This is a genomic window from Streptomyces sp. NPDC059373, assembly GCF_042751495.1.
Classification (GTDB): Bacteria; Actinomycetota; Actinomycetes; order Streptomycetales; family Streptomycetaceae; genus Actinacidiphila.
The window spans coordinates 113,054-132,209 of sequence record NZ_JBHYXC010000002.1; the positions used below are offsets into that span (position 1 = coordinate 113,054).

Here is a 19,156-nt window from a genome sequence, read left to right on the forward strand (position 1 = left end):
GGATTGTCGTCTAACCCGGACTTGGTGCCCCCCGTGTGGGGGGTCACCCTCCTGTGTCTGTTGTCGGGGGGGGCGGGGGGGGCGGGGGGGTCCCGCGGGCCCCCGCCCCGCGTCAGCCGTGCTTGCTGATGCGGTCGAGCAGATTGGCGGTCGCGCGCTGGATGCGGGGGTCGACGTGGCCGGGGCGGTCGAGGGCGGGGGACCAGGCGAAGGTGCCGGAGGCGAAGACGTAGGCGCCGCTGGGGGCCTGGTAGAGGGACGTCTCCTGGTGGCGGGGGCGGCCGGTGGCGTCCTCGTACGGGGAGTGGGCCAGGAGGATGCGGTTCTGGGTGGGAGGGAGTGGCGTGCGGGGGAAGTAACGGTCCGCCTCGCCGGCGACGAGGCCGGGGATCTCGTCGCCCTCGGCGGCGCCGGTGGCCTCCCAGAGCCAGTGGTCGGCGTTGCGGACGACGAGGGGGGACGGCTCGGGGACCCGGCCGGCGTACTGGAGGCCGAGGAGGAGCTGCTCGGGCTCGCCGAGGTCGCGCCAGAGTGCGGTGCGGCCGCGCGGGTCGGAGCGGCGCTTGCGGCAGCTGAGGAGGCGGTCGGGTTCGCCGGCGGCGGAGGGGCCGAGGTCGACCTGCCAGTACATGGTGTTGGCGGAGAGGAAGACCAGCGAGGTGCCCCGGTCGCGGGCGGCCTCGACGGCGCGGCGCATGGGCACGGACCAGTACTCGTCGTGGCCGGGGAAGACCAGGCCCCGGTAGCGGGCGGGGTCGACGCGGCCGGCGTGCAGATCGCGGGCGTCGGCGTAGGCGAGGTCGTATCCGTAGCGCTCGGCCCAGCGGATGAAGTCGTAGGCGTGGCCGACGTGGAGGGGCAGGCCGGCGCCCGCGTAGGGACGGTCGAAGGAGACGGTGACGGCGGCGTCCTCCTCGCCGAGGAGGCGGCCGTGGTCGTCCCAGGCGTGGTAGAGGCTGGCGCCGGTGCGGCCGTCCTCGGGGTAGAGGTTGTAGGCCTGCCAGGTGACGTCGGGGAGCAGCAGGAGCAGATCCGCCGGCCGGTCGTCGCGGACGGTGAAGGGGACGTGGCTGCGGTAGCCGTCGTCGGTGGTGAGCACGGCGACGTACGCGCCAGTCTTCCAGTACGCGGGGACCTGGAGCCGCCAGGACTGCCACCAGTGATGGCACGAGACCGTACGCCCGGCGGCGAGGGGCGCGGGCTGGACGATGCCGGAGAGGCGGGGGCTGGTGGTCACCTGGGCGGCGCCGTCGCCGCCGTAATGGCCGATTCGGTAGATGTCGATGCTGAACTGCTGCGGCGGGTCGACGGTGACGCGGAAGTCGATGGCCTCGCCGGGGGCGACCGCCCCGGCGGAGGCGAAGCCCTTGATCTGGCGGCGTACGTCGTCCGAGGAGCGGGGGCCGGGGCTCTTGCGGGGGTGGGGGACGGTCTCGCCGCTGCTGGCGGCGAGGTCGACATACCAGGGGACGACCTGACCGGTGTCGTCGTCCAGGTACTCGGTCGTGCCGCGCAGCCAGGGCACCGGGCCCTGTCCGAAGGGGTCGGTGACCCCGTGAGCCAGCGCACCCGACTGCCACCGGCGGACTTTCTCCGTCCCCACGGCGTTCCCCTCCTCGTCCCGCGTCCCCCGAGGTGGTGGTGTTGCGTTCTGGACCCAGCACATCACATAAAGCACTCATGCCGTTACTGTTCGTGGCGAATTGAAGCCAAAATCGGTCAACACGGCGGGGCCCAGCCGTCAGACGAGGCGGACCGGCTTCTCCAGGCGGACGCCGACCGCCGCGAGCCACGAGCGCAGCGGGGCCGCGTCGCCGTTCTCCACGAGGCGCAGCACCGGCCAGGCCAGGTCGGCCCGGCGGGCGCCGTTGACCAGCAGCGTCGGGCCGTCGAGCCAGTCCAGGCCGGGGGCGGCGCCGGCGGTGTCGACGGCGGCGCAACAGACCATGGCGGTGACGTGGTCGGTGAGCAGCTCCCGGCCCGTGCGGGGCGGAAGGAGCTCGTAGACCGGTGTCGTCGCGGCGGGGTCGGGGGCGCCGGATATGCGGCGGGCCGCGGCCTCCTCGCGGGCGACGTGCCCGGTGATGCGGGCGGCCAGCTCCTCACTGCCCCCGGCGGCGAGGCGGTCGAGGACCCGGGCGAGCGTGGCCCGGCCCGGGGGTTCCTCCAGCGAGGCCAGGGGGCGTTCGTCGGTCGCCTCGGCCGCGGGCGGCCTGGCGGCGCGCGGCGCCTGTCCGCCCATCAGCAGCCGCTCCGGCGCCGGGGCGGTGTCGACGGCCGGTTCGGGGGCCGAGGCGCGGACGACCGGGCCGCGCACCTCGTCCAGTACGGAGACGAGCCGGGCGGCGTCGCCACGCCAGATCCGGTCCACGACCTCCTCCGGATACGTGTCCCAGCCGACCGGTGACCAGTCGGGCCCCGGCTTCTGCGCGCCGGCGTGGAAGAGCCGGGCGGCGAGCAGCGAGGCGGCCTCGTCCACGGTGCCGGGCTCCTCGAGCAGGTCGCAGGCCGGGCGTTCGCCGAGCCGGGACTCGAAGCCCTCCGCGAGCCGGTCGCGGCGGGACAGCTCGGTGAGCGCGGCCACCACCCCGGCGTCCAGCCGGGACGGCCAGCGGCCCATCCGCCAGGCGGGCAGCGCGACCCTGGTCAGCAGCCGGTCCCAGCCCGCGTAGGCCAGGCCGACCTGCTCCTGGGCCACGATCCGCAGTCCGTAGTCGACCGCCTGCGCCCGCTCGGAGGCCGAGGCGGCCACCGCCCGCTCCATCTCGGCGGCGTGCGCCCGGCAGCCGCGCAGCAGCAGCCGGGCGACCCAGCCCAGGAAGGCGTACGCGGGGAAGGCTAGGCGGCGCGTGCTCCACTTACCGGAGGACTGGGCGCTGATCGCCACGGCCGCGTCCAGGCCCCGTACGAAGCGGCGGGCCGCGGCTATGTCCGGATCGGCGGAGGGGCCGGTGCCGGCCACGACCGGCGCGAGCAGGGCGCGCAGTTCGGCGACCCGCATCCACCACATGAAGGGCGACCCGACGACCAGGACCGGCGCCGTCGGCTCGCCGCCGGCCGTCCGGCGGCGCCTGAGGCGGTGCGTACGGTCCTCCAGCCAGCTGTCGCAGTCGGGCGTCAGCTCTATGCCGGAGGGCGCCGGAACCTGGAGGCGTACGGCCAGGTCCCGCACCATGCGGTAGAGATCGGGCGCGGCGGATTCGGCGACCGGGACGGTGGGGCTGACGGCGGGCCTGGCCCGTACGATCACGGCCGCGACGGCGCCCGCCAGCAGCAGCACGACGAGGGCGCCGCCGACCACCGTCCAGCGGACCGTGTGCGAGGTGTCGCCGACGATGCGGCCGGTCGCGCCGCCCACCAGCAGCACCACCGCGACGGCGGCGGGCAGCAGGGCGACCGCCAATGCGGTGCCACGGATCCGCAGCACCGACATCGCGCGGGCCCGCGCGAATCCCTCACCTGCTTCTCCGGCCAATGCGCTGCTCACCCCCAAGCCGACGCGCTGCATGCCTGTGCATGTCCCCACTGTCGCACCGCCCACTGACACCGCAATGTCCGTACGGCCAGTTGCCGCAGTGGGGCTGTGCACCTGCCGGGAACCCTAGTTGGGCAACCGGTCATAGTCAGCCATATGGCCGAGCCATCACCCTATGGAGTGGCTTTGGTCAAAGCCGATCAGGTGCTCGGCCGGGGGATCGGCCAGAAGAATCGATCAGGCGTCCGGGGCGGGTTCCGCGGCTGTTTCCGAGGCCGTTTCCGCGGCCGTTTCCGCGGCTGCCCGCTCGGCTTCCGCGGCCGCCTTCGCCGCGATGTCCGTGCGGTGGTGCGAGCCGTCCAGCGTGATCCGCTCCACCGCGCGGTACGCCCGCTCCCGCGCCCTGCCCAGGTCCGCGCCGGTCGCGGTCACCGACAGGACCCGGCCGCCCGCGCTGACGATCCGGCCCTCGGCGTCGAGCTTCGTGCCCGCGTGAAGGACGTAGGCGTGCTCGTCCTTCTCCGCGACCTCGTCCAGGCCGCTGATCGGGTCGCCGGTGCGGGGGGTGTCCGGGTAGTTGTGCGAGGCGATCACGACGGTCACCGCCGAGCCCTCGCTCCAGCGCAGCGTGGGGAACGTGGCGAGGCTGCCGTTCGCGGCGGCCCGCAGCAGGCGGGCCAGCGGGGTCTTCAGCCGGGCCAGCACCACCTGGGTCTCCGGGTCGCCGAAGCGCGCGTTGAACTCGATCACCCGCACGCCGCGCGAGGTGATCGCCAGGCCCGCGTAGAGCAGCCCGGAGAACGGCGTCCCGCGCCGGCGCAGCTCGTCCACGGTCGGCTGCAGGATGGTCCGCTCGACCTCGTCCACCAGCTTCGGGTCCGCCCACGGGAGGGGGCTGTACGCGCCCATGCCACCGGTGTTCGGGCCCTGGTCGGCGTCCAGCGCCCGCTTGAAGTCCTGGGCCGGCTGGAGGGGGACCACGGTCTCGCCGTCGGTCACCGCGAAGAGCGAGACCTCCGGGCCGTCCAGGAACTCCTCGATCACGACGCGCTCGCAGGCATTCGCATGCGCGCGGGCCGCCTCGAGATCGTCCGTCACGACGACGCCCTTGCCTGCGGCGAGCCCGTCGTCCTTGACCACGTACGGCGCGCCGAAGGCGTCCAGCGCCGCGTCCACCTCGGCGGGGGTCGTGCATACGTAGCTGCGGGCCGTGGGCACGCCCGCGGCCGCCATCACGTCCTTGGCGAACGCCTTCGACCCCTCCAGCTGCGCCGCCTCGCGCGACGGGCCGAAGCAGTCGATGCCCCGCGCCCTCACCGCGTCTGCCACGCCCACCACGAGCGGGGCCTCCGGGCCGACGATGACCAGCTCGGCCTCCAGGCCGACGGCCAGGTCGGCCACCGCCGCGCCGTCCAGCGGGTCGACGGGGTGCAGCTCCGCCGCCTCGGCGATCCCGGCGTTGCCGGGCGCGCAGTGCAGCGAGCTCACGTCGGGATCGAGGGACAACGCACGGCACAGGGCGTGTTCGCGGGCTCCGCCGCCGATGACAAGGACCTTCACGCGCCCAGACTAACCGCAAGCCCTTCCGGCGCCGGACGCCGTCCGGCGGTCCGGTGGCCAAAACGTGCCCGGAACCGGGGTCACTCGTTCGGGTGGGGTACACCGTGGCGTATACCTGATCACGGGCCACGTACGAGGGGAAATTCAGGGATCGGGCCTGCATGGTCAGCCGTTCGGCGGTAAGAAGGGGGCCGATCCGTCGGGAGGTCCGCCGGGATGCGAGGGAGCGCGCAGTGAGCCAGCCGGACATGTATCCCGAGGAAGCCCCGAGGGAACCGGAGCGGCAACCGGAGAGGCAGCGGCGGGAGGATCTGCGGGCGATGCCCTTCCCGCTGGGGGACTGGGGCGAGCCGGCGGAGCGGCTGGAGGAGCTGTACCGGTGGGCGGAGGAGGGCGCGCTGCGCACCGCCGACTGGTATCTCAGGGACCGCGTCTGGAAGCGCCGCTGGGCCCGCGCGCTGCGGCTCGGTGCGGCGCTGGGCACCGCCGCGGGCGCCGTGCTGGCGCTCACCGGACAGCTCAGGGGCGCGGTGGTCGCGCTGCTGGGCGCGGCGATCTGCGTGGGCCTGGACCGCGCGTTCGGGCTGACGGCCGGGTGGATGCGGGACGTGGCGACCGCGCAGGCCGTGCAGCGCCGCCTGGACGCGCTGCGCTTCGACTGGGCCTCGGAGTCCGTACGGGAGGTGCTCGGCCCCACCGAGGGGACCGCCGCCGAGGCGGCGGAGCGCTGCCTCGGCGTGCTGCGGCGCTTCAGCGACGACGTGTCGGAACTCGTACGTACGGAGACCGCCGACTGGATGGTGGACTTCCACGCCGGGAGCCCCCAGCTGCGTACGCAGTCCCTGGCGGGCGGCTGGGGGCACCGCGCGGAGGGCGGCGCACCCGTCGGGCGGTTTCCGCTGCTGCCCGGCGGGCGGCCGAACATGCCCCGCCAGCGCCCGCCGGAAGGACCCCGCGCCAGCTAGGGCCCTAGCTGAAGACGATCATCGAGCCCTGCCCCAGCGACCGCGTCGCCGCGGCGTGCAGGCCGAGCCAGACGTGGCGTTCCCGGGCGAAGGGGCTCTCGTCGACGAAGCCGTACGGCTGGGGCGCGGGCTCCTCCAGCTCCGTGGGGCGGCCCGGGGGCGCGGGCGGGGCAGGGGGGTTGAGCGGGTCGATGCCGATGACCGGGGCGACCAGGTCGAGTTCGCGCATCAGGCCGTGCGAGGAGCCCAGCGGGCCGCCGCCGTCGAGGAGTTCGTCGCTGACGACGGGCTGCGGGAAGTCGAGCGGTACGTACCCGCCGGCGTGGTCGTAGTGCCAGACGAGGTGCGACTGCTGGGCCGTGGCCTCGAACATCTCCAGCAGCTGCTCGTAGTCGCCGCCGAGTTCGTCGACCGGGGTGACCTCAAGCCCTTGCAGGTGCAGCAGATACGCGCGCCGCAGGAAGTGCAACGCGTCGTAGTCGAAGCCGGCGACGGGCGCCACGTCCCCCGAAAGCCCGGGCATGTAGCTGTAGACGGGCACGGGCGGCAGTCCGGCCTCGCTCAAGGCCTTGTCGTAGCGGGCGATTTCCTCGGCGAATGGGTTTTCCGGGCTGTGGCAGAGCACATCCACGAGGGGAACCAGCCACAAGTCACAGGCCACAGGCGTCGCTCCAAGGTCCGTCCGTCATCCAGCCAGTGCGGGACAGCGTAGTGCGCCGGGCGCTGTCCGTCAGGGGCGTGCGAGCTTGTCCACGAGTGCGAGCGCGTGGTCGTCGTACGCCTCGACGATGCGGTGGGCGGTGACCGCGTCACGGTCGGCGACGGCGGCGGCAAGCTCGCTGTGGTCGGACCAGCACACTCCGGCGAGCGACCGTTCCCTGCGCAGTAAGGGCACCGTGTATATCCAGGTGTGGGTGCGCAGGCGGTCCAGGAACTCACCGACGTGCGCATTGCCGGCCAGCGCCATGATCTCCCTCCAGAAGCGCAGGTCGTGGCCGATGAGGATGTCCAGTTCCCCGGCGCGCGCGGCGCGGGCGGCCGATTCGGCGCGGCGGCGTACGGAGGCGAGCGCGGCGGGATCCATGTCGATCGGGCCCCGCTCGGTCACCCGACGGAAGATGCCTTCGGCGACGAAGATGCGGGCCGCGACCATCGACCGGAACTCGTCGTAGGTGAAGCGGCGGACCTGGAAGCCGCGGTGCTGCTCCAGGTCGAGCAGGCCCTGTGCGGCGAGGTCGACCAGCGCCTCGCGGACGGGGGTGGCGGAGACCCCGTACAGCTCGGCGATCTCCTTGACCGTGAAGTGGCGGCCCGCCTGGAGTCTGCCGGTGAGCACCTCGTCGCGCAGCGCGTCGGCGATCTGCTGCCGCAGACTGCTTCGTCTGACCGGCGTGGTGTCCGGCATGCGCGCTCCTCCTGGACCTGTGCTCGTACGTAACGCGGGGGTGGCCCTCGCCCACCTTAGGCGAGGGCCACGGCAAAGCGTTACGCGCGGTAAAGCTCAGGCGGAGCGGAGTCGAGCGGTCACACCGTGTGCGCGTCGGCCACCGCGAGCGCCTCGTCCAGCGCCGCGAGGCCTTCCTTGGCCTCGGCCTCGGTGACGGTGCAGGGCGGGACGACGTGCGTACGGTTCATGTTCACGAAGGGCCACAGGCCGCCGCGCTTGCAGGCCGCCGCGAACTCGGCGATGGGGGCGTTGTCCGCGCCCGCCGCGTTGTAGGGCACCAGGGGCTCGCGGGTCTCCTTGCTCTTGACCAGGTCCAGCGCCCAGAAGACGCCGAGGCCGCGCACCTCGCCGACCGACGGGTGGCGCTCGGCGATCTCGCGCAGCGCGGGGCCGATGACCTGCTCGCCGATGCGGGCCGCGTTCTCGACGATGCCCTCCTCGCGCATCGCCTTGATCGTCGCGACGGCGGAGGCGCAGGCCAGCGGGTGCCCGGAGTAGGTGAGGCCGCCGGGGTAGGGGCGGGTGGCGAAGGTCGCGGCGATCTCCTCGCTGATCGCGACACCGCCCAGCGGTACGTAGCCGGAGTTGACGCCCTTGGCGAAGGTCATCAGGTCCGGGGTGACGCCCCAGTGGTCGGCGGCGAACCACCTGCCGGTGCGGCCGAAGCCGGCCATGACCTCGTCGAGGATGAAGACGATGCCGTAGCGGTCGCAGATCTCGCGGACGCCCGCGAGATAACCGGCCGGCGGGACCATGATCCCGGCGGTGCCGGGGACGGTCTCCAGGATGATCGCCGCGATGGTCTGCGGGCCCTCGAAGGCGATCAGCTGCTCGAGGTGGGCCAGCGCGCGGTCGCGCTCCTGCTCCTCGGTCTCGGCGTGGAAGGCCGAACGGTAGAGGTACGGGCCCCAGAAGTGGACGACGCCGGCCGAGCCGCTGTCGGAGGCCCAGCGGCGCGGGTCGCCGGTGAGGTTGATCGCGGCGGAGGTGGCGCCGTGGTACGAGCGGTAGGTGCTCAGCACCTTGTGGCGGCCGGTGTGCAGGCGCGCCATGCGGATGGCGTTCTCGACCGCCTCGGCGCCGCCGTTGGTGAAGAAGATCTTGTTGAGGTCGCCGGGGGTGTGCTCGGCGATCAGCCGGGCCGCCTCGGACCGTACGTCCACGGCGAAGCCGGGCGCGATGGTGCAGAGCCTGGCCGCCTGCTCCTGGATCGCGGCGACGACCTTGGGGTGCTGATGCCCGATGTTGGTGTTCACCAGCTGGGACGAGAAGTCCAGATAGCGGTTGCCGTCGTAGTCCCAGAAGTACGAGCCGTCGGCGCCGGCCACCGCGAGCGGGTCGATGACCGCCTGCGCGGACCAGGAGTGGAAGACGTGGGCGCGGTCGGCGGCCTTGACGGCGGCGCCGGTCTCGGGGTCAGCGTGAGGAGGGGTCATGAGCCCCAGGCTAAGGAATCGGCCACAGCGGCGGCACCGTCACCTTGTATGGCGCTCGCCACTCACGCCGACACAGTGTCGGTGTAAGCGGCGAGCGCCATGGAGTGCGGTCCTAACCGCGGCGCCTACCTGACCGCAGGGCCTACCTGACCGCAGGGCCTACAGGAAGGAGTTGATCTCGATGGTCTCGGTGCGGCCGGGGCCGACCCCGATCGCCGAGATCGGCGCGCCCGACATCTCCTCCAGCGCCTTCACGTACGCCTGCGCGTTCTTCGGCAGGTCGGCGAAGGTCTGCGCCTTGCTGATGTCCTCCGACCAGCCCGGCAGGTACTCGTAGACCGGCGTGGCGTGGTGGAAGTCGGTCTGGCTGTACGGCAGCTCCTCGACCCGCTCGCCGTCGATCTCGTACGCGACGCAGACCGGGATCTGCTCCCAGCCGGTGAGGACGTCGAGCTTGGTGAGGAAGAAGTCGGTGAGGCCGTTGACCCGGGTCGCGTAACGCGCGATGACCGCGTCGAACCAGCCGCAGCGCCGGTCACGGCCGGTGGTCACACCGCGCTCGCCGCCGATGCGGCGCAGGGCCTCGCCGTCCTCGTCGAGCAGCTCCGTCGGGAACGGGCCGGCGCCGACACGGGTGGTGTAGGCCTTGAGGATGCCGATGACCCGGGTGATCTTCGTCGGGCCGATGCCGGAGCCGGTGCAGGCACCGCCGGCGGTCGGGTTGGAGGAGGTGACGAAGGGATACGTGCCGTGGTCGACGTCCAGCAGGGTGCCCTGGCCGCCCTCCAGGAGGACGACCTTGTCCTGCTCCAGTGCCTGGTTGAGCAGCAGGGTGGTGTCGGCGACGTAGTCCTTGATCTGCTCCGCGTAGCCGAGGTACTCCTCGACGACCTGGTCGGCGCTGATCGCGCGCCGGTTGAAGAGCTTGACCAGCACCTGGTTCTTGTCGGCGAGGGCGGCGTCGACCTTCTGGCGCAGGATCGACTCGTCGAAGAGGTCCTGGACCCGGATGCCGACACGGTTGATCTTGTCGGCGTAGGCGGGGCCGATACCGCGCCCGGTCGTGCCGATCTTGCGCTTGCCGAGGAAGCGCTCCGTCACCTTGTCGATGGTCTGGTGATACGGAGTGATCAGGTGAGCGTTGCCGCTGATCAGGAGCTTGGACGTGTCGATGCCACGCTCGTTGAGTCCGCTCAGCTCGGAGAGCAGGACCGCCGGGTCGATGACGACACCGTTTCCGATGACCGGGGTGCACCCCGGCGACAGGATTCCGGAGGGGAGGAGATGCAGCGCGTACTTCTGGTCGCCGACGACGACGGTGTGGCCGGCGTTGTTGCCGCCCTGGTAACGCACCACATAGTCCACTGAGCCACCGAGCAGGTCGGTGGCCTTCCCCTTGCCCTCGTCACCCCACTGAGCACCGAGCAGCACAAGTGCGGGCACAGGCGTACACCCCTTCCGGGCGGGGCATGTCCAACGTGCAGAGAGCCGTCGAACCGGTGCCCCGGAATAGACGAAGCCCCTGGCGCAAGACAGCGCAAGGGGCTCTTGCACCGAGATATTACCTGAGGAAGGACCAAGGTGTCGGCTCAGCGACCGGCGGGACATCCGCTGCTCGTGGTCATCGACCCGGCCGCCCGTGCCATGGACGGCGAATCCGTACGCATCGCAAAGGATGTCCTGTGCGCCGGCTCATCCTCCGTAAAGATCGCTCTGCCCGATTCGGCCGAGGAGGTTGACCGGGCGCTGGCCCACCGGGGAAGGCGGCGGCCGGTCGTGGTCGGCGACGACGGGGCGCTGCTGCGGGCACTGCGCGCACTGCACCGCGAGCGGACCCTCGGGCAGGGCCCGGTGGCCCTGGTGCCGGTCGGGCAGCGGTCGGCGCTGGCGCTGGCTCGCGCTCTGGGTGTGCCCGTCGGGGCGGTGCCCGCGGCACGGGCGGTGCTCGACGGGGCCGAGCGGGAGCTGGATCTGCTGGTCGACGACAGCGGCGGAATCGTGGTCGGCGCACTGCGGATCCCCTGCGGCGGCTTCGCGGTCTCCCCGACGGCACTGGGCTGGACGCCTGTGGAGCGGGCGGCGCGGGCGGCGCGCTATCTGGTGCGGTCGCTGGTGGCGAACGGGCAGCCGCAGCGGCTGAGGGTCGAGGCGGACGGCGTCGTCCTCGCCGACCTCGACCACCCGCTCCAGGAGATCTCCGTACGCACCGCCAAGTCCGGACTCGCCGAGGTGCTGGTCCGCGGTTCCAACGGCGGACCGGTCTCGGTGCAGGCCCGCACCGTCACCGTCTCGGGGCGCGACTTCCGCTACCGGGCGGACGCCTCGGTGACCGGGCCGGTGCGTACGCGTACGTGGACCCTGCAGCCGGCGGCGTGGCGGCTGACGGTGCCGCGCTGAGGCCCGGCAGGGCTCAGAGCGTGGCCTTGTGCTCGCGCCAGCGGTCCATCATGCCGACCAGCTCCTTCTGCAGGAACTCGAAGAAAGCCGCGGTCTCCGCTATCCGCTGCCCGGCCGGCGTGTCGGGCCCCAGGGCCTCGATTCCGGCGCGAAGGGTGTTCTCCCAGCGGACGAGGACCTGGTCGCGGCGGCTGAAGGTCTCGTACCACTGGTGTGGCGGCTCGCCGGCGCCGCGCTGGTCCAACTCCCGGCGGTCTGGCTGGTCGCGTCGGTGGCGATGCTGCTGTACGGCGCGGTGCCGAAGCTGGCCGTGGCGAGCTGGAGCACCGCCCTGCGGCGCCGGGACCTCACAGCGTGACGGGGAGGGACTTCAGACCACGGATGACATAACCGGGGCTCCACTCCGGCTCGGAGACCAGCTGGAGGCCGGGCGCCCGGCGCAGCAAGCTGCCGAAGGACGCGGCGAGTTCGATCCGGGCCAGCGGGGCGCCCAGGCAGAAGTGGATGCCGGCGCCAAAGGTGACGTGCGGGTTCTCCGGACGGGCCAGCCGCAGCTCGTCGGGCTGGTCGAAGCGCGCGGGATCGCGGTTCGCCGAACCGAAGAGCAGCGCCACCTCGCTCCCCCGCGGGATGACCGTGCCGCCGATCTCGATGTCGTCCAGCACCCACCGCTCGAACATCTGCAGCGGCGTGTCGTACCGCATCAGCTCCTCGACGGCGCTCGGCAGCAGCGCGTCGGGCGCGGCCTGGAGCGCTTCGAGCTGACCGGGATTGCGGAACAGCGCCCACCAGCCGTTCCCGGTGGTGTTGACGGTGGCCTCGTGACCGGCGTTCAGCAGCAGCACGCAGGTCGAGATCATCTCCTGCTCGCTCAGCCGGTCGCCCTCGTCATGGGCGGCGATCAGCGCGCTGATCAGGTCCTCCCCCGGCTTGGTGCGCCGCTCCGCGATGAGGCCCCGCAGATACGCCGAGAAGTCCAGGCTCGCCTGGACGGCCCGGCGGGCGGTCTCCTCCGTCGGGTTGAGCTCGAACATGCCCACGATGTCCGCCGACCACGGCCGCAGCAGGTGCCGGTCCGCAAGCGGTATCCCCAGCATCTCCGCGATCACCGCCACCGGCAGCGGCTCCGCCACCTTCGCGATCAGATCGCCCCCGCCGTCCGCGAGCAGCTCCCCGACCAGCTCGTCCGCCAGCCGCTGCACGGTCGGCGCGAGCCGCTCCACGGTGCGCGGCGTGAACGCCTTCGAGACCAGCCGCCGGATCCGGGTGTGGTCCGGCGCCTCGAGGTCCAGCAGCCCGTTGCCGTTGAGCGTGTGGAACGGCTCGTGCTCGGGCGGCGGTGCGGTCCGTCCGAACTCCTCGTGCGTGAACCGGTGCAGATAGGTCCGCCCCAGGCGGCGGTCCCGCAGCAGTGCGCTCACGTCTTCGTAATGCGGAATGAGCCACTGCCGGCTCGGCTCGAACCAATGCGCGCGGCCCGTCGCGCGCAGCGCGGCATACGCCGGATACGGATTGGCCACGAACTCCGGCGACCACGGGTCGAAAGCGGGTGCAGCTGTGCTCATGCTCCCGGAGGGTATCCGGCGTACCCCTGAGCTGCGCGACTACGCCCCCTCTACGCCCCCTCCGGGCGGTTGTGCCGCCCCCGCACCGGGCATCACCGCTACAGCACGCACCAACGCATGGGCCGGCCCACCGCCCATCGCGGGGAGAACCCCTACCGGCGGCGACCGGAGCCCCCTCTCCGTCAACCGCCCCTACAGGCCATCACCACGGGCGTGGCGTCGCGCACCACCCGGGGCGGTGCGGAGGTGGACCCATGAGTGCGATCGACCGACGACGCGCAGAGCGCGCCTTACGATTCCTCGGCCTTGGCCTACTGGCCACGGCGGTTTGTGTACTGATGAGCATCGCCATGACCCTCGTTCCGGACCTGCGCAGCCAGGGGAGCGGCAACGCCGGGCAGGCGTACGGCGCGGTCGCCTCCTCCAGCGCGGTGCTGGTGCTCTTCCTCATGGCGAAGACGTTACGGCTGCAGCGGGAGGAGACATCGCTTCAACGGCAGGAGCTTGAGCTGCAAAGGGAGGAGATGCGCCTGCAGCGGATCGAACTCGAGCTACAGCGGGAAGAGATGCGGCGATCGGCGGGTGAGCTGCACCGCAGCGCGGAGGCGGAGCTGCGCGGACTGCACATGCAGTTGCTCAAGATGAGTATCGACGACCCGGATCTGGCGGAGGTGTGGCCACCCCTGGCACCCGGCCTCTCCTTCAAACGAAGCCGCCAGTACTCGTACGCCAATCTCATCTACGCCCATCTTTTGCTGGGGCACAGTCTGGGGACCCTCTCGGACCGCGAAGCGCTGGGACACATGAGGTCTATCGCCGCTACGCCCGTATTCCGGGAGTACTGGGCCGCCGCGCGGGCGATGCGTGACGAGCTGGAGCCGGGCTCGCAGGAACATCGGTTTGCCACGCTGGTCGACGAAGCCGTGATGCAGATCGCCGCACTGACGCCGGATCTCCACGTGGTGGACGAGCCCACCGGCTAGCCGGTCACGTCCCTCACAGGAGTCACGCCTGTCGCGGATGTAACGAAAATGCCTCCGTTCGGCGTCTTTTGGCGTGGACCAGCTCCATTGACCTCTGCGTTCCTGTTGCATTGCGCAGCGTGACCCACATCACTCGAAGGCTTGGCGCGACCCCACGAGAGCGCGGCAGTTACAGCAACGGCACGTGTCCGGACCTGTTCGAACTGAGCGACGGCCGCTTCGCCGTCATCGGTACCGACGTGACCGACGAGCTCAGCGGCAAGCTCCCGCCGGACGCCGGAGTCGCTCCCTACGAGCGGATCGTGGTCATCACGCGCGACACGTTGCTCCGGGCAAAGGACGACATCGCCGGGCTCTGAGCCAACGGCGTCCCGTTCACCCGCCCGGGGTGACCAACCGGGCCTCGTACGCGAAAACCGCCGCCTGGGTGCGGTCGCGGAGGCCGAGCTTCACGAGCACGCGGCTGACGTGGGTCTTGACGGTGGACTCGGCGACGACGAGGTGCGTCGCGATCTCCGCGTTCGACAACCCCTGGGCGACAAGAACCAGCACCTCGGTCTCCCGCTCCGTCAGGTCGGCGACGCGGTCCTGGGCGGGGGGCCGGGGGGAGCCGAGGCGGGAGAATTCGGCGATGAGGCGCTTGGTGACGGCGGGGGCGAGGAGGGCTTCGCCGGCGGCGACGATGCGGACGCCGTCGGCGAGTTGCTGGGCGGAGGCGTCTTTGAGGAGGAAGCCGGAGGCGCCGGCGCGGAGGGCCTGGTAGACGTATTCGTCGAGGTCGAAGGTGGTCAGGACGAGGACCTTGGCGGTGGCGTCGGCGGCGATGATCTCGCGGGTGGCCTCGAGGCCGTTGAGCTCGGGCATGCGGATGTCCATGAGGACGACGTCGGGGCGGAGGGCGGCGACCTGGCTGATGGCGTGGCGGCCGTCGACGGCTTCGCCGATCACTTCGATGCCGGGCTGGGCGCCCAGGAGGACGGAGAAGCCCTCGCGGACCATCATCTGGTCGTCGACGATGAGGACGCGGATGGGCGGGGGTGTCATGCCTCGCTCCCTACCGGGAGGAAGGCGACGACCTCGTAGCCGCCGTCGTCCGTCGGCTCGGTGGTGACCTCGCCGCCGAGCATCGTGGCGCGCTCGCGCATGCCGAGAAGGCCGTGGCCGGCGCCCGGAGAGGGCCGTACGGACCCGGTGGGAGGGCCGTTGACGATGCGGAGGCCGAGGCCGACGGGGACGTAGGAGATCTCCACGCGGGCGGGGGCGCCGGGGGCGTGGCGCAGCGCGTTGCTGAGGGCCTCCTGGATGATGCGGTAGGCGGAGAGCTCGACGCCCTGGGGAAGGGCGCGTACGGCGCCGGTGATGACCTTGTCGACGGTGAGCCCCGCGTCGCGGACGTTGGCCAGGAGGGAGTCGAGCGCGGCGAGCGTGGGCTGCGGCGCGTCGGGGGCCTCATAGTCCTCGGCTCGTACGACACCGAGGACGCGGCGCAGTTCGGTGAGGGCGATGACCGCGTTCTCACGGATGATCGCGAAGCTGCGGGTCAGCTCCTCCGGCGGGTCGGTGACGCGGTACGGCGCGGCCTCCGCCTGGATGGCGATGACGGACATGTGGTGGGCGACGACGTCGTGCAGCTCCCGGGCGATGGTGGTGCGTTCCTCCAGCACGGTGCGGCGGGTGCGCTCGACCTCGGTGACGGCGGCCTGCTGCTTGGTCGTACGGGAGCTGCGGATCGCCCAGACGGTCAGGAGGACGAGCGTGGACAGGACGAACATCGCTCCGGCGTCGGACGCCCGCCAGCTGTCGTAGGCGGTGAAGAGGATGCCGATGAAGGTGGTGATCACCCACATCCCGGCGGCCACGCGCGGCCTGGACCGCATCGCCACCACCGTCATCACGGCGAGGTGCGAGACGAACCCGACGGCCGTCCAGGGCCAGGGCATGGAGGAGAAGGCGGCCAGGCCCATGAACATGGTCACGGCGACCGAGAGCCACCAGGCGCCGATGGGACGGAGCAGCGTCATCGCGAGCGGGATCGCCGCGAAGAGTGCGGCGAAGGCCGCTGCCTGGTCCGGGCCTCCCTGCATCACGAAGCCGACGGTGAGGAGGAAGAAGGCCAGCATGCCGATCGCTATGTGCGGCAGCCGGCGGGCGTATTCGCGGAGGGAGTTGTCGGGGAGCGGGCGGACAAACGCGCTGTCCGCCGGGAGGAGCGGCAGGGGGCGGAGGGCGAAGGCATCCGTGATGAAGTCCTGCCGGAAGCCGTCCCAGAGCCCGCGGGCCAGGCGGAGTTCGGTCTGCGGGACGGTGGGGTGGCTGCTTGTCTCTTTCACGCTCCCCAAGGTAGAGAGCGCGGCGGTCGGCGTCGTCCGCTGCGGAGATGACGTTCCGGCGTCCCCCTCAAGTACTACCCGGTGGCTACCAGGCGAGCTGGGCGATCTCCTCGGCCACCACAGCCGCCGCGTCCGCCGACGGGTCGATGAGCGCGAAGTGCCCGACGCCGTCGAGCAGCGTGAGCTGGATCTCCTGGCCCGCCTTGGCGGACGCGGCGGCGTAGGCCTCCGCGACCTGCGGCGGGACGTCGTTGTCAGTGGCACCCTGCACGATGGTGGTGGCGATACCGGTGGGGACCAGCGCGGCGGGATCGGCTTGGGGCTGCCGCGCCTCGAAGCGTTCCTCGGGGTCCTCCTCGGAGTGCTCCGGCTCCGGTCCGCCGAGGAACTGGACGACGGCGTCGCCGCACACGCCCAGCGCCCGCGCGGAGGTGAGGTCCGCGATGGGCGCGAGCGCGACGACGCCGCGCAACGGGGGAGGTGTCGGGCGGTGCCAGCGGGAATCGGGCGGCAGTTCGTGACGGGCGGCGGCCCACAGCGCGAGGTGGCCGCCGGCGGAGTGTCCGGCGAGCACGGTCCGCCGGGGGTCGACGGTGTCCGCGCCGAGCGTGGCCACGGCCAGGCCCGGCAGGGCGTCGGTGGCGGCCTCCGCGTCGTCCAGGGTGTCGGGCCAGCGGCCGGCCGTGCCCCGCGGCTCGCCGCCGCGCCGGTATTCGACCGACGCGACGGCGAAGCCGTGCCGCCGGGCCAGGAAGGCCGCGAGCGGCGAGATGTGCTGCCGGTCGTACGGCGCCCGCCACGCGCCGCCGTGGAAGAGTACGACGAGCGGGGCGGGGCGCCCGGGGCCGCCGCCGGCCGGCCGGAAGAAGTCGACCACCTGGTCCGGGTGTTCGCCGTACGCGGCCGTCGCGTCCGGCGGGACGGGCGCGTGCGCGAGGGCCGACTCCTCCTCGTTGAGCATGCCTTACGTGTTTCCTTCCAGAACGGAACCGAGTGTGCGTGCGGCGCGCAGCACATCGGCATAGCGCGTGTAGAGCGGAGTGAAACCGAAGCGGAGGATATCCGGTGTCCGGAAGTCACCGACGACACCCCGTGCGATCAGCGCGCGCATCACGTCCTCCGCGCCCTCGCAGCGCAACGCGACCTGGCTGCCCCGCTGTTCGTGCGCGGCCGGCGTGACCGACTCGACCAGCCCGGCCGGGACGTACGCCGCCACGCACTCCAGGAAGAAGTCGGTCAGGGCGAGGCTCTTGGCCCGCACGGCCTCGATCCCGACCCCGTCCCACAAGTCGAGGGCCGCGTCCAGCGCGAGGAGGGAAAGGATCTCCGGGGTGCCGACCCGGCCCCGGGCGCTGCCCGGTGCGGGACGGTAGGCGGCCTCCATGGCGAAGGGGTCGCGGTGCGAGTTCCACCCCGGCAGCGGGGAGTCGAAGCGGGGCTGGAGCTCCCGGCGTACGTAGAGATACGCCGGGGCGCCGGGACCGCCGTTGAGGTACTTGTACGTGCAGCCGATGGCGAGGTCGACCCCGTGCTCGTCCAGACCGACCGGCAGCGCGCCGGCGCTGTGGCACAGGTCCCAGACGACGAGGGCACCCGCGGCGTGGGCGGCGGCGGTGACGCCCGGCAGGTCGTGGAGCCGGCCGGTGCGGTAGTCGACGTGGTTGACCAGGGCGACGGCGGTGCGCTGGCCGGCCTCGGCGGCCATGTCGGAGGCTGCCACGGCGCGGATCCGGCAGCCGGTCATCCGGGCGGCGGACTCGGCCATGTAGCCGTCGGTCGGGAAGGTCGCGGCGTCGACCAGCACCTCGTCACGGCCCGCGCCCGCCATGCGTACGGCCGCGACGACCGCCTTGAAGACGTTCACGCTGGTCGAGTCGCCGGCCACGACCTGGCCCGGGGCGGCCCCGATCAGCAGGGCGATACGGTCGCCGACGCGCTCGGGGGCGGTCCACCAGCCGCTCTCGTCCCAGGAGCGGATGCGCAGGCTGCCCCACTCGCGGGCGATCACGTCCTGGAGGCGGGGGGCCACGGCGGACGGGAGCGCGCCCAGGGAGTTGCCGTCGAGGTAGACGGCGTCGTCCAGCTCGAAGCGGTCGCGTACTTTGGCGAGTTCGTCGGCGGCGTCGAGGCGTTCGGCCTGTGCCGGGAGAGGTTCAGACATGGCTGCGGGCCGTCCAGAGCTCGGGGAAGACGTTCTTGGTCGCGCGCTTCTCCAGCCAGGCCACCCCGGCGGAGCCGCCGGTGCCCGACTTGGCGCCCATCGCGCGGCGGGTGGCGACCAGGTGGTCGTTGCGCCAGCGCCAGACCAGTTCGGCGACCTCGGTCAGCGCCTCCCCGAGCCGGACCTCGTCACGGTCCTGGTCGGAGCCCGCGTAGATCTCCTGCCAGACCCGCTCGACGCCCGGGTCGACGTCATAGCGCTGCGACAGGTCGCGCTCCAGCACGGCGGTCGGCACTGCGTGGCCACGCCGGGCGAGGAAGGCCAGCGCCTCGTCGTACAGGCTGGGCTCCTGGAGCGCCTTCTCCAGCTCGGCGTGGACGCGCGGCGCGCCCCGGTGCGGGACGAGCATCGACGCGGACTTCTCGCCGAGCAGGAATTCCAGCCGCCGGTACATCGCGGACTGGAAGCCGGAGCCCTCGCCGAGGGCGCTGCGGTAGGCGTTGAACTGGGCCGGGGTGAGGTGGGCGAGCGGCTTCCAGGACGCGTTCAGCGACTCGAGCTCGTAGGTGCTGCGCTTGAGGGCGGCCATCGCGACCGGCAGGTCGTCGCGGCGCAGTGCCTGCGCCGCGGTGTGCCACTCGTGGACGATGACCGTGAACCACAGCTCCATGACCTGGGTGGTGACCAGGAAGACCATCTCACCGGGGTCGTCGGAGAGCGGGTGCTGGAGGTGGGTGAGGACGTCCGCCTGGACATAGTCCTCGTAAGGGGTGGTGCCCTCGAAGTCGAGATTCGGGGGGTTGTGGGACTCCTGTGCCATCGGGGTTTTCTCCGTCG

At 72.1% G+C, this 19,156-nt stretch carries 19 protein-coding genes; 5 read left to right on the forward strand and 14 right to left on the reverse strand.

Features of this window, described 5'->3' with window-relative positions:
* Nucleotides 1–112 precede the first annotated feature (112 nt).
* The 3 genes from ACFXJ5_RS04710 to purD all read right to left on the reverse strand — a co-directional run bounded on the left by ACFXJ5_RS04710 (nucleotide 113) and on the right by purD (nucleotide 5,035).
* A complete protein-coding gene (locus ACFXJ5_RS04710) occupies nucleotides 113–1,603 on the reverse strand; it encodes a N,N-dimethylformamidase beta subunit family domain-containing protein (protein WP_384626825.1) in 1,491 nt (496 codons plus the stop codon).
* 138 nt (nucleotides 1,604–1,741) lie between these two features.
* Entirely contained in the window at nucleotides 1,742–3,508 is a 1,767-nt protein-coding gene (locus ACFXJ5_RS04715; protein WP_384626827.1) for a hypothetical protein, read from the reverse strand.
* 204 nt (nucleotides 3,509–3,712) lie between these two features.
* Nucleotides 3,713–5,035, reverse strand: a complete 1,323-nt coding sequence (gene purD, locus ACFXJ5_RS04720; protein ID WP_384626830.1) for a phosphoribosylamine--glycine ligase — start codon at nucleotides 5,033–5,035, stop codon at nucleotides 3,713–3,715.
* A 233-nt stretch (nucleotides 5,036–5,268) separates the two neighbouring features.
* On the opposite strand from purD, the gene ACFXJ5_RS04725 reads away from it, so the two are divergent.
* Nucleotides 5,269–6,000: an SLATT domain-containing protein gene (locus tag ACFXJ5_RS04725; RefSeq protein WP_384626833.1), complete on the forward strand. Its 732-nt coding sequence runs from the start codon at nucleotides 5,269–5,271 to the stop codon at nucleotides 5,998–6,000.
* Nucleotides 6,001–6,004: 4 nt separating this feature from the next.
* Here the strand turns inward: ACFXJ5_RS04725 and ACFXJ5_RS04730 are convergent, their stop codons facing one another.
* From ACFXJ5_RS04730 to ACFXJ5_RS04745, 4 genes are all read right to left on the reverse strand, one after another.
* Nucleotides 6,005–6,661: a hypothetical protein gene (locus ACFXJ5_RS04730; RefSeq protein ID WP_384626836.1), complete on the reverse strand. Its 657-nt coding sequence runs from the start codon at nucleotides 6,659–6,661 to the stop codon at nucleotides 6,005–6,007.
* A gap of 69 nt (nucleotides 6,662–6,730) precedes the next feature.
* Entirely contained in the window at nucleotides 6,731–7,405 is a 675-nt protein-coding gene (locus ACFXJ5_RS04735) for a GntR family transcriptional regulator (RefSeq protein WP_384626838.1), read from the reverse strand.
* Nucleotides 7,406–7,524: 119 nt separating this feature from the next.
* Nucleotides 7,525–8,883 carry an aspartate aminotransferase family protein gene (locus ACFXJ5_RS04740; protein ID WP_384626839.1) on the reverse strand — a complete coding sequence of 453 codons (1,359 nt, stop codon included), beginning with the start codon at nucleotides 8,881–8,883 and terminating at the stop codon, nucleotides 7,525–7,527.
* Nucleotides 8,884–9,042: 159 nt separating this feature from the next.
* Complete coding sequence (locus ACFXJ5_RS04745) at nucleotides 9,043–10,326, reverse strand: adenylosuccinate synthase (RefSeq protein WP_384626841.1); 1,284 nt, start codon at nucleotides 10,324–10,326, stop codon at nucleotides 9,043–9,045.
* 138 nt (nucleotides 10,327–10,464) lie between these two features.
* On the opposite strand from ACFXJ5_RS04745, the gene ACFXJ5_RS04750 reads away from it, so the two are divergent.
* A complete protein-coding gene (locus ACFXJ5_RS04750; protein ID WP_384626844.1) occupies nucleotides 10,465–11,280 on the forward strand; it encodes a diacylglycerol kinase family protein in 816 nt (271 codons plus the stop codon).
* A gap of 13 nt (nucleotides 11,281–11,293) precedes the next feature.
* Here ACFXJ5_RS04750 and ACFXJ5_RS04755 read toward each other — a convergent pair whose 3' ends face one another.
* The gene (locus tag ACFXJ5_RS04755; RefSeq protein WP_384626846.1) at nucleotides 11,294–11,524 is read right to left on the reverse strand and encodes a hypothetical protein; all 231 of its coding nucleotides are present in this window, start codon (nucleotides 11,522–11,524) and stop codon (nucleotides 11,294–11,296) included.
* On the opposite strand from ACFXJ5_RS04755, the gene ACFXJ5_RS04760 reads away from it, so the two are divergent.
* Nucleotides 11,492–11,638: a hypothetical protein gene (locus ACFXJ5_RS04760; protein ID WP_384626849.1), complete on the forward strand. Its 147-nt coding sequence runs from the start codon at nucleotides 11,492–11,494 to the stop codon at nucleotides 11,636–11,638. The genes ACFXJ5_RS04755 and ACFXJ5_RS04760 overlap by 33 nt on opposite strands.
* Here the strand turns inward: ACFXJ5_RS04760 and ACFXJ5_RS04765 are convergent.
* The gene (locus ACFXJ5_RS04765) at nucleotides 11,628–12,845 is read right to left on the reverse strand and encodes a cytochrome P450 (protein ID WP_384626851.1); all 1,218 of its coding nucleotides are present in this window, start codon (nucleotides 12,843–12,845) and stop codon (nucleotides 11,628–11,630) included. The two genes, ACFXJ5_RS04760 and ACFXJ5_RS04765, sit on opposite strands and share 11 nt — an antisense overlap.
* A 254-nt stretch (nucleotides 12,846–13,099) precedes the next feature.
* Here ACFXJ5_RS04765 and ACFXJ5_RS04770 point away from each other — a divergent pair, with 254 nt between their 5' ends.
* Nucleotides 13,100–13,828, forward strand: a complete 729-nt coding sequence (locus tag ACFXJ5_RS04770; RefSeq protein WP_384626854.1) for a DUF6082 family protein — start codon at nucleotides 13,100–13,102, stop codon at nucleotides 13,826–13,828.
* Between the two features lie 119 nt (nucleotides 13,829–13,947).
* Nucleotides 13,948–14,187, forward strand: a complete 240-nt coding sequence (locus ACFXJ5_RS04775) for a hypothetical protein (protein WP_384626856.1) — start codon at nucleotides 13,948–13,950, stop codon at nucleotides 14,185–14,187.
* Nucleotides 14,188–14,203: 16 nt separating this feature from the next.
* Here ACFXJ5_RS04775 and ACFXJ5_RS04780 read toward each other — a convergent pair whose 3' ends face one another.
* From ACFXJ5_RS04780 to ACFXJ5_RS04800, 5 genes are all read right to left on the reverse strand, one after another.
* On the reverse strand, nucleotides 14,204–14,872 hold the full coding sequence (locus ACFXJ5_RS04780; protein ID WP_384626859.1) for a response regulator: 669 nt from the start codon (nucleotides 14,870–14,872) through the stop codon (nucleotides 14,204–14,206).
* On the reverse strand, nucleotides 14,869–16,158 hold the full coding sequence (locus ACFXJ5_RS04785; RefSeq protein WP_384626862.1) for a sensor histidine kinase: 1,290 nt from the start codon (nucleotides 16,156–16,158) through the stop codon (nucleotides 14,869–14,871). The genes ACFXJ5_RS04780 and ACFXJ5_RS04785 overlap by 4 nt, the downstream gene beginning before the upstream one ends.
* A gap of 85 nt (nucleotides 16,159–16,243) precedes the next feature.
* Nucleotides 16,244–17,119: an alpha/beta hydrolase gene (locus tag ACFXJ5_RS04790; protein WP_384626865.1), complete on the reverse strand. Its 876-nt coding sequence runs from the start codon at nucleotides 17,117–17,119 to the stop codon at nucleotides 16,244–16,246.
* Nucleotides 17,120–17,122: 3 nt separating this feature from the next.
* Nucleotides 17,123–18,319, reverse strand: coding sequence for a kynureninase (kynU, locus tag ACFXJ5_RS04795; RefSeq protein ID WP_384626867.1), 1,197 nt, complete (start codon nucleotides 18,317–18,319; stop codon nucleotides 17,123–17,125).
* Nucleotides 18,312–19,139: a tryptophan 2,3-dioxygenase family protein gene (locus ACFXJ5_RS04800; RefSeq protein WP_384626870.1), complete on the reverse strand. Its 828-nt coding sequence runs from the start codon at nucleotides 19,137–19,139 to the stop codon at nucleotides 18,312–18,314. Before ACFXJ5_RS04800 ends, kynU begins: the two co-directional genes overlap by 8 nt.
* Nucleotides 19,140–19,156: the final 17 nt, after the last annotated feature.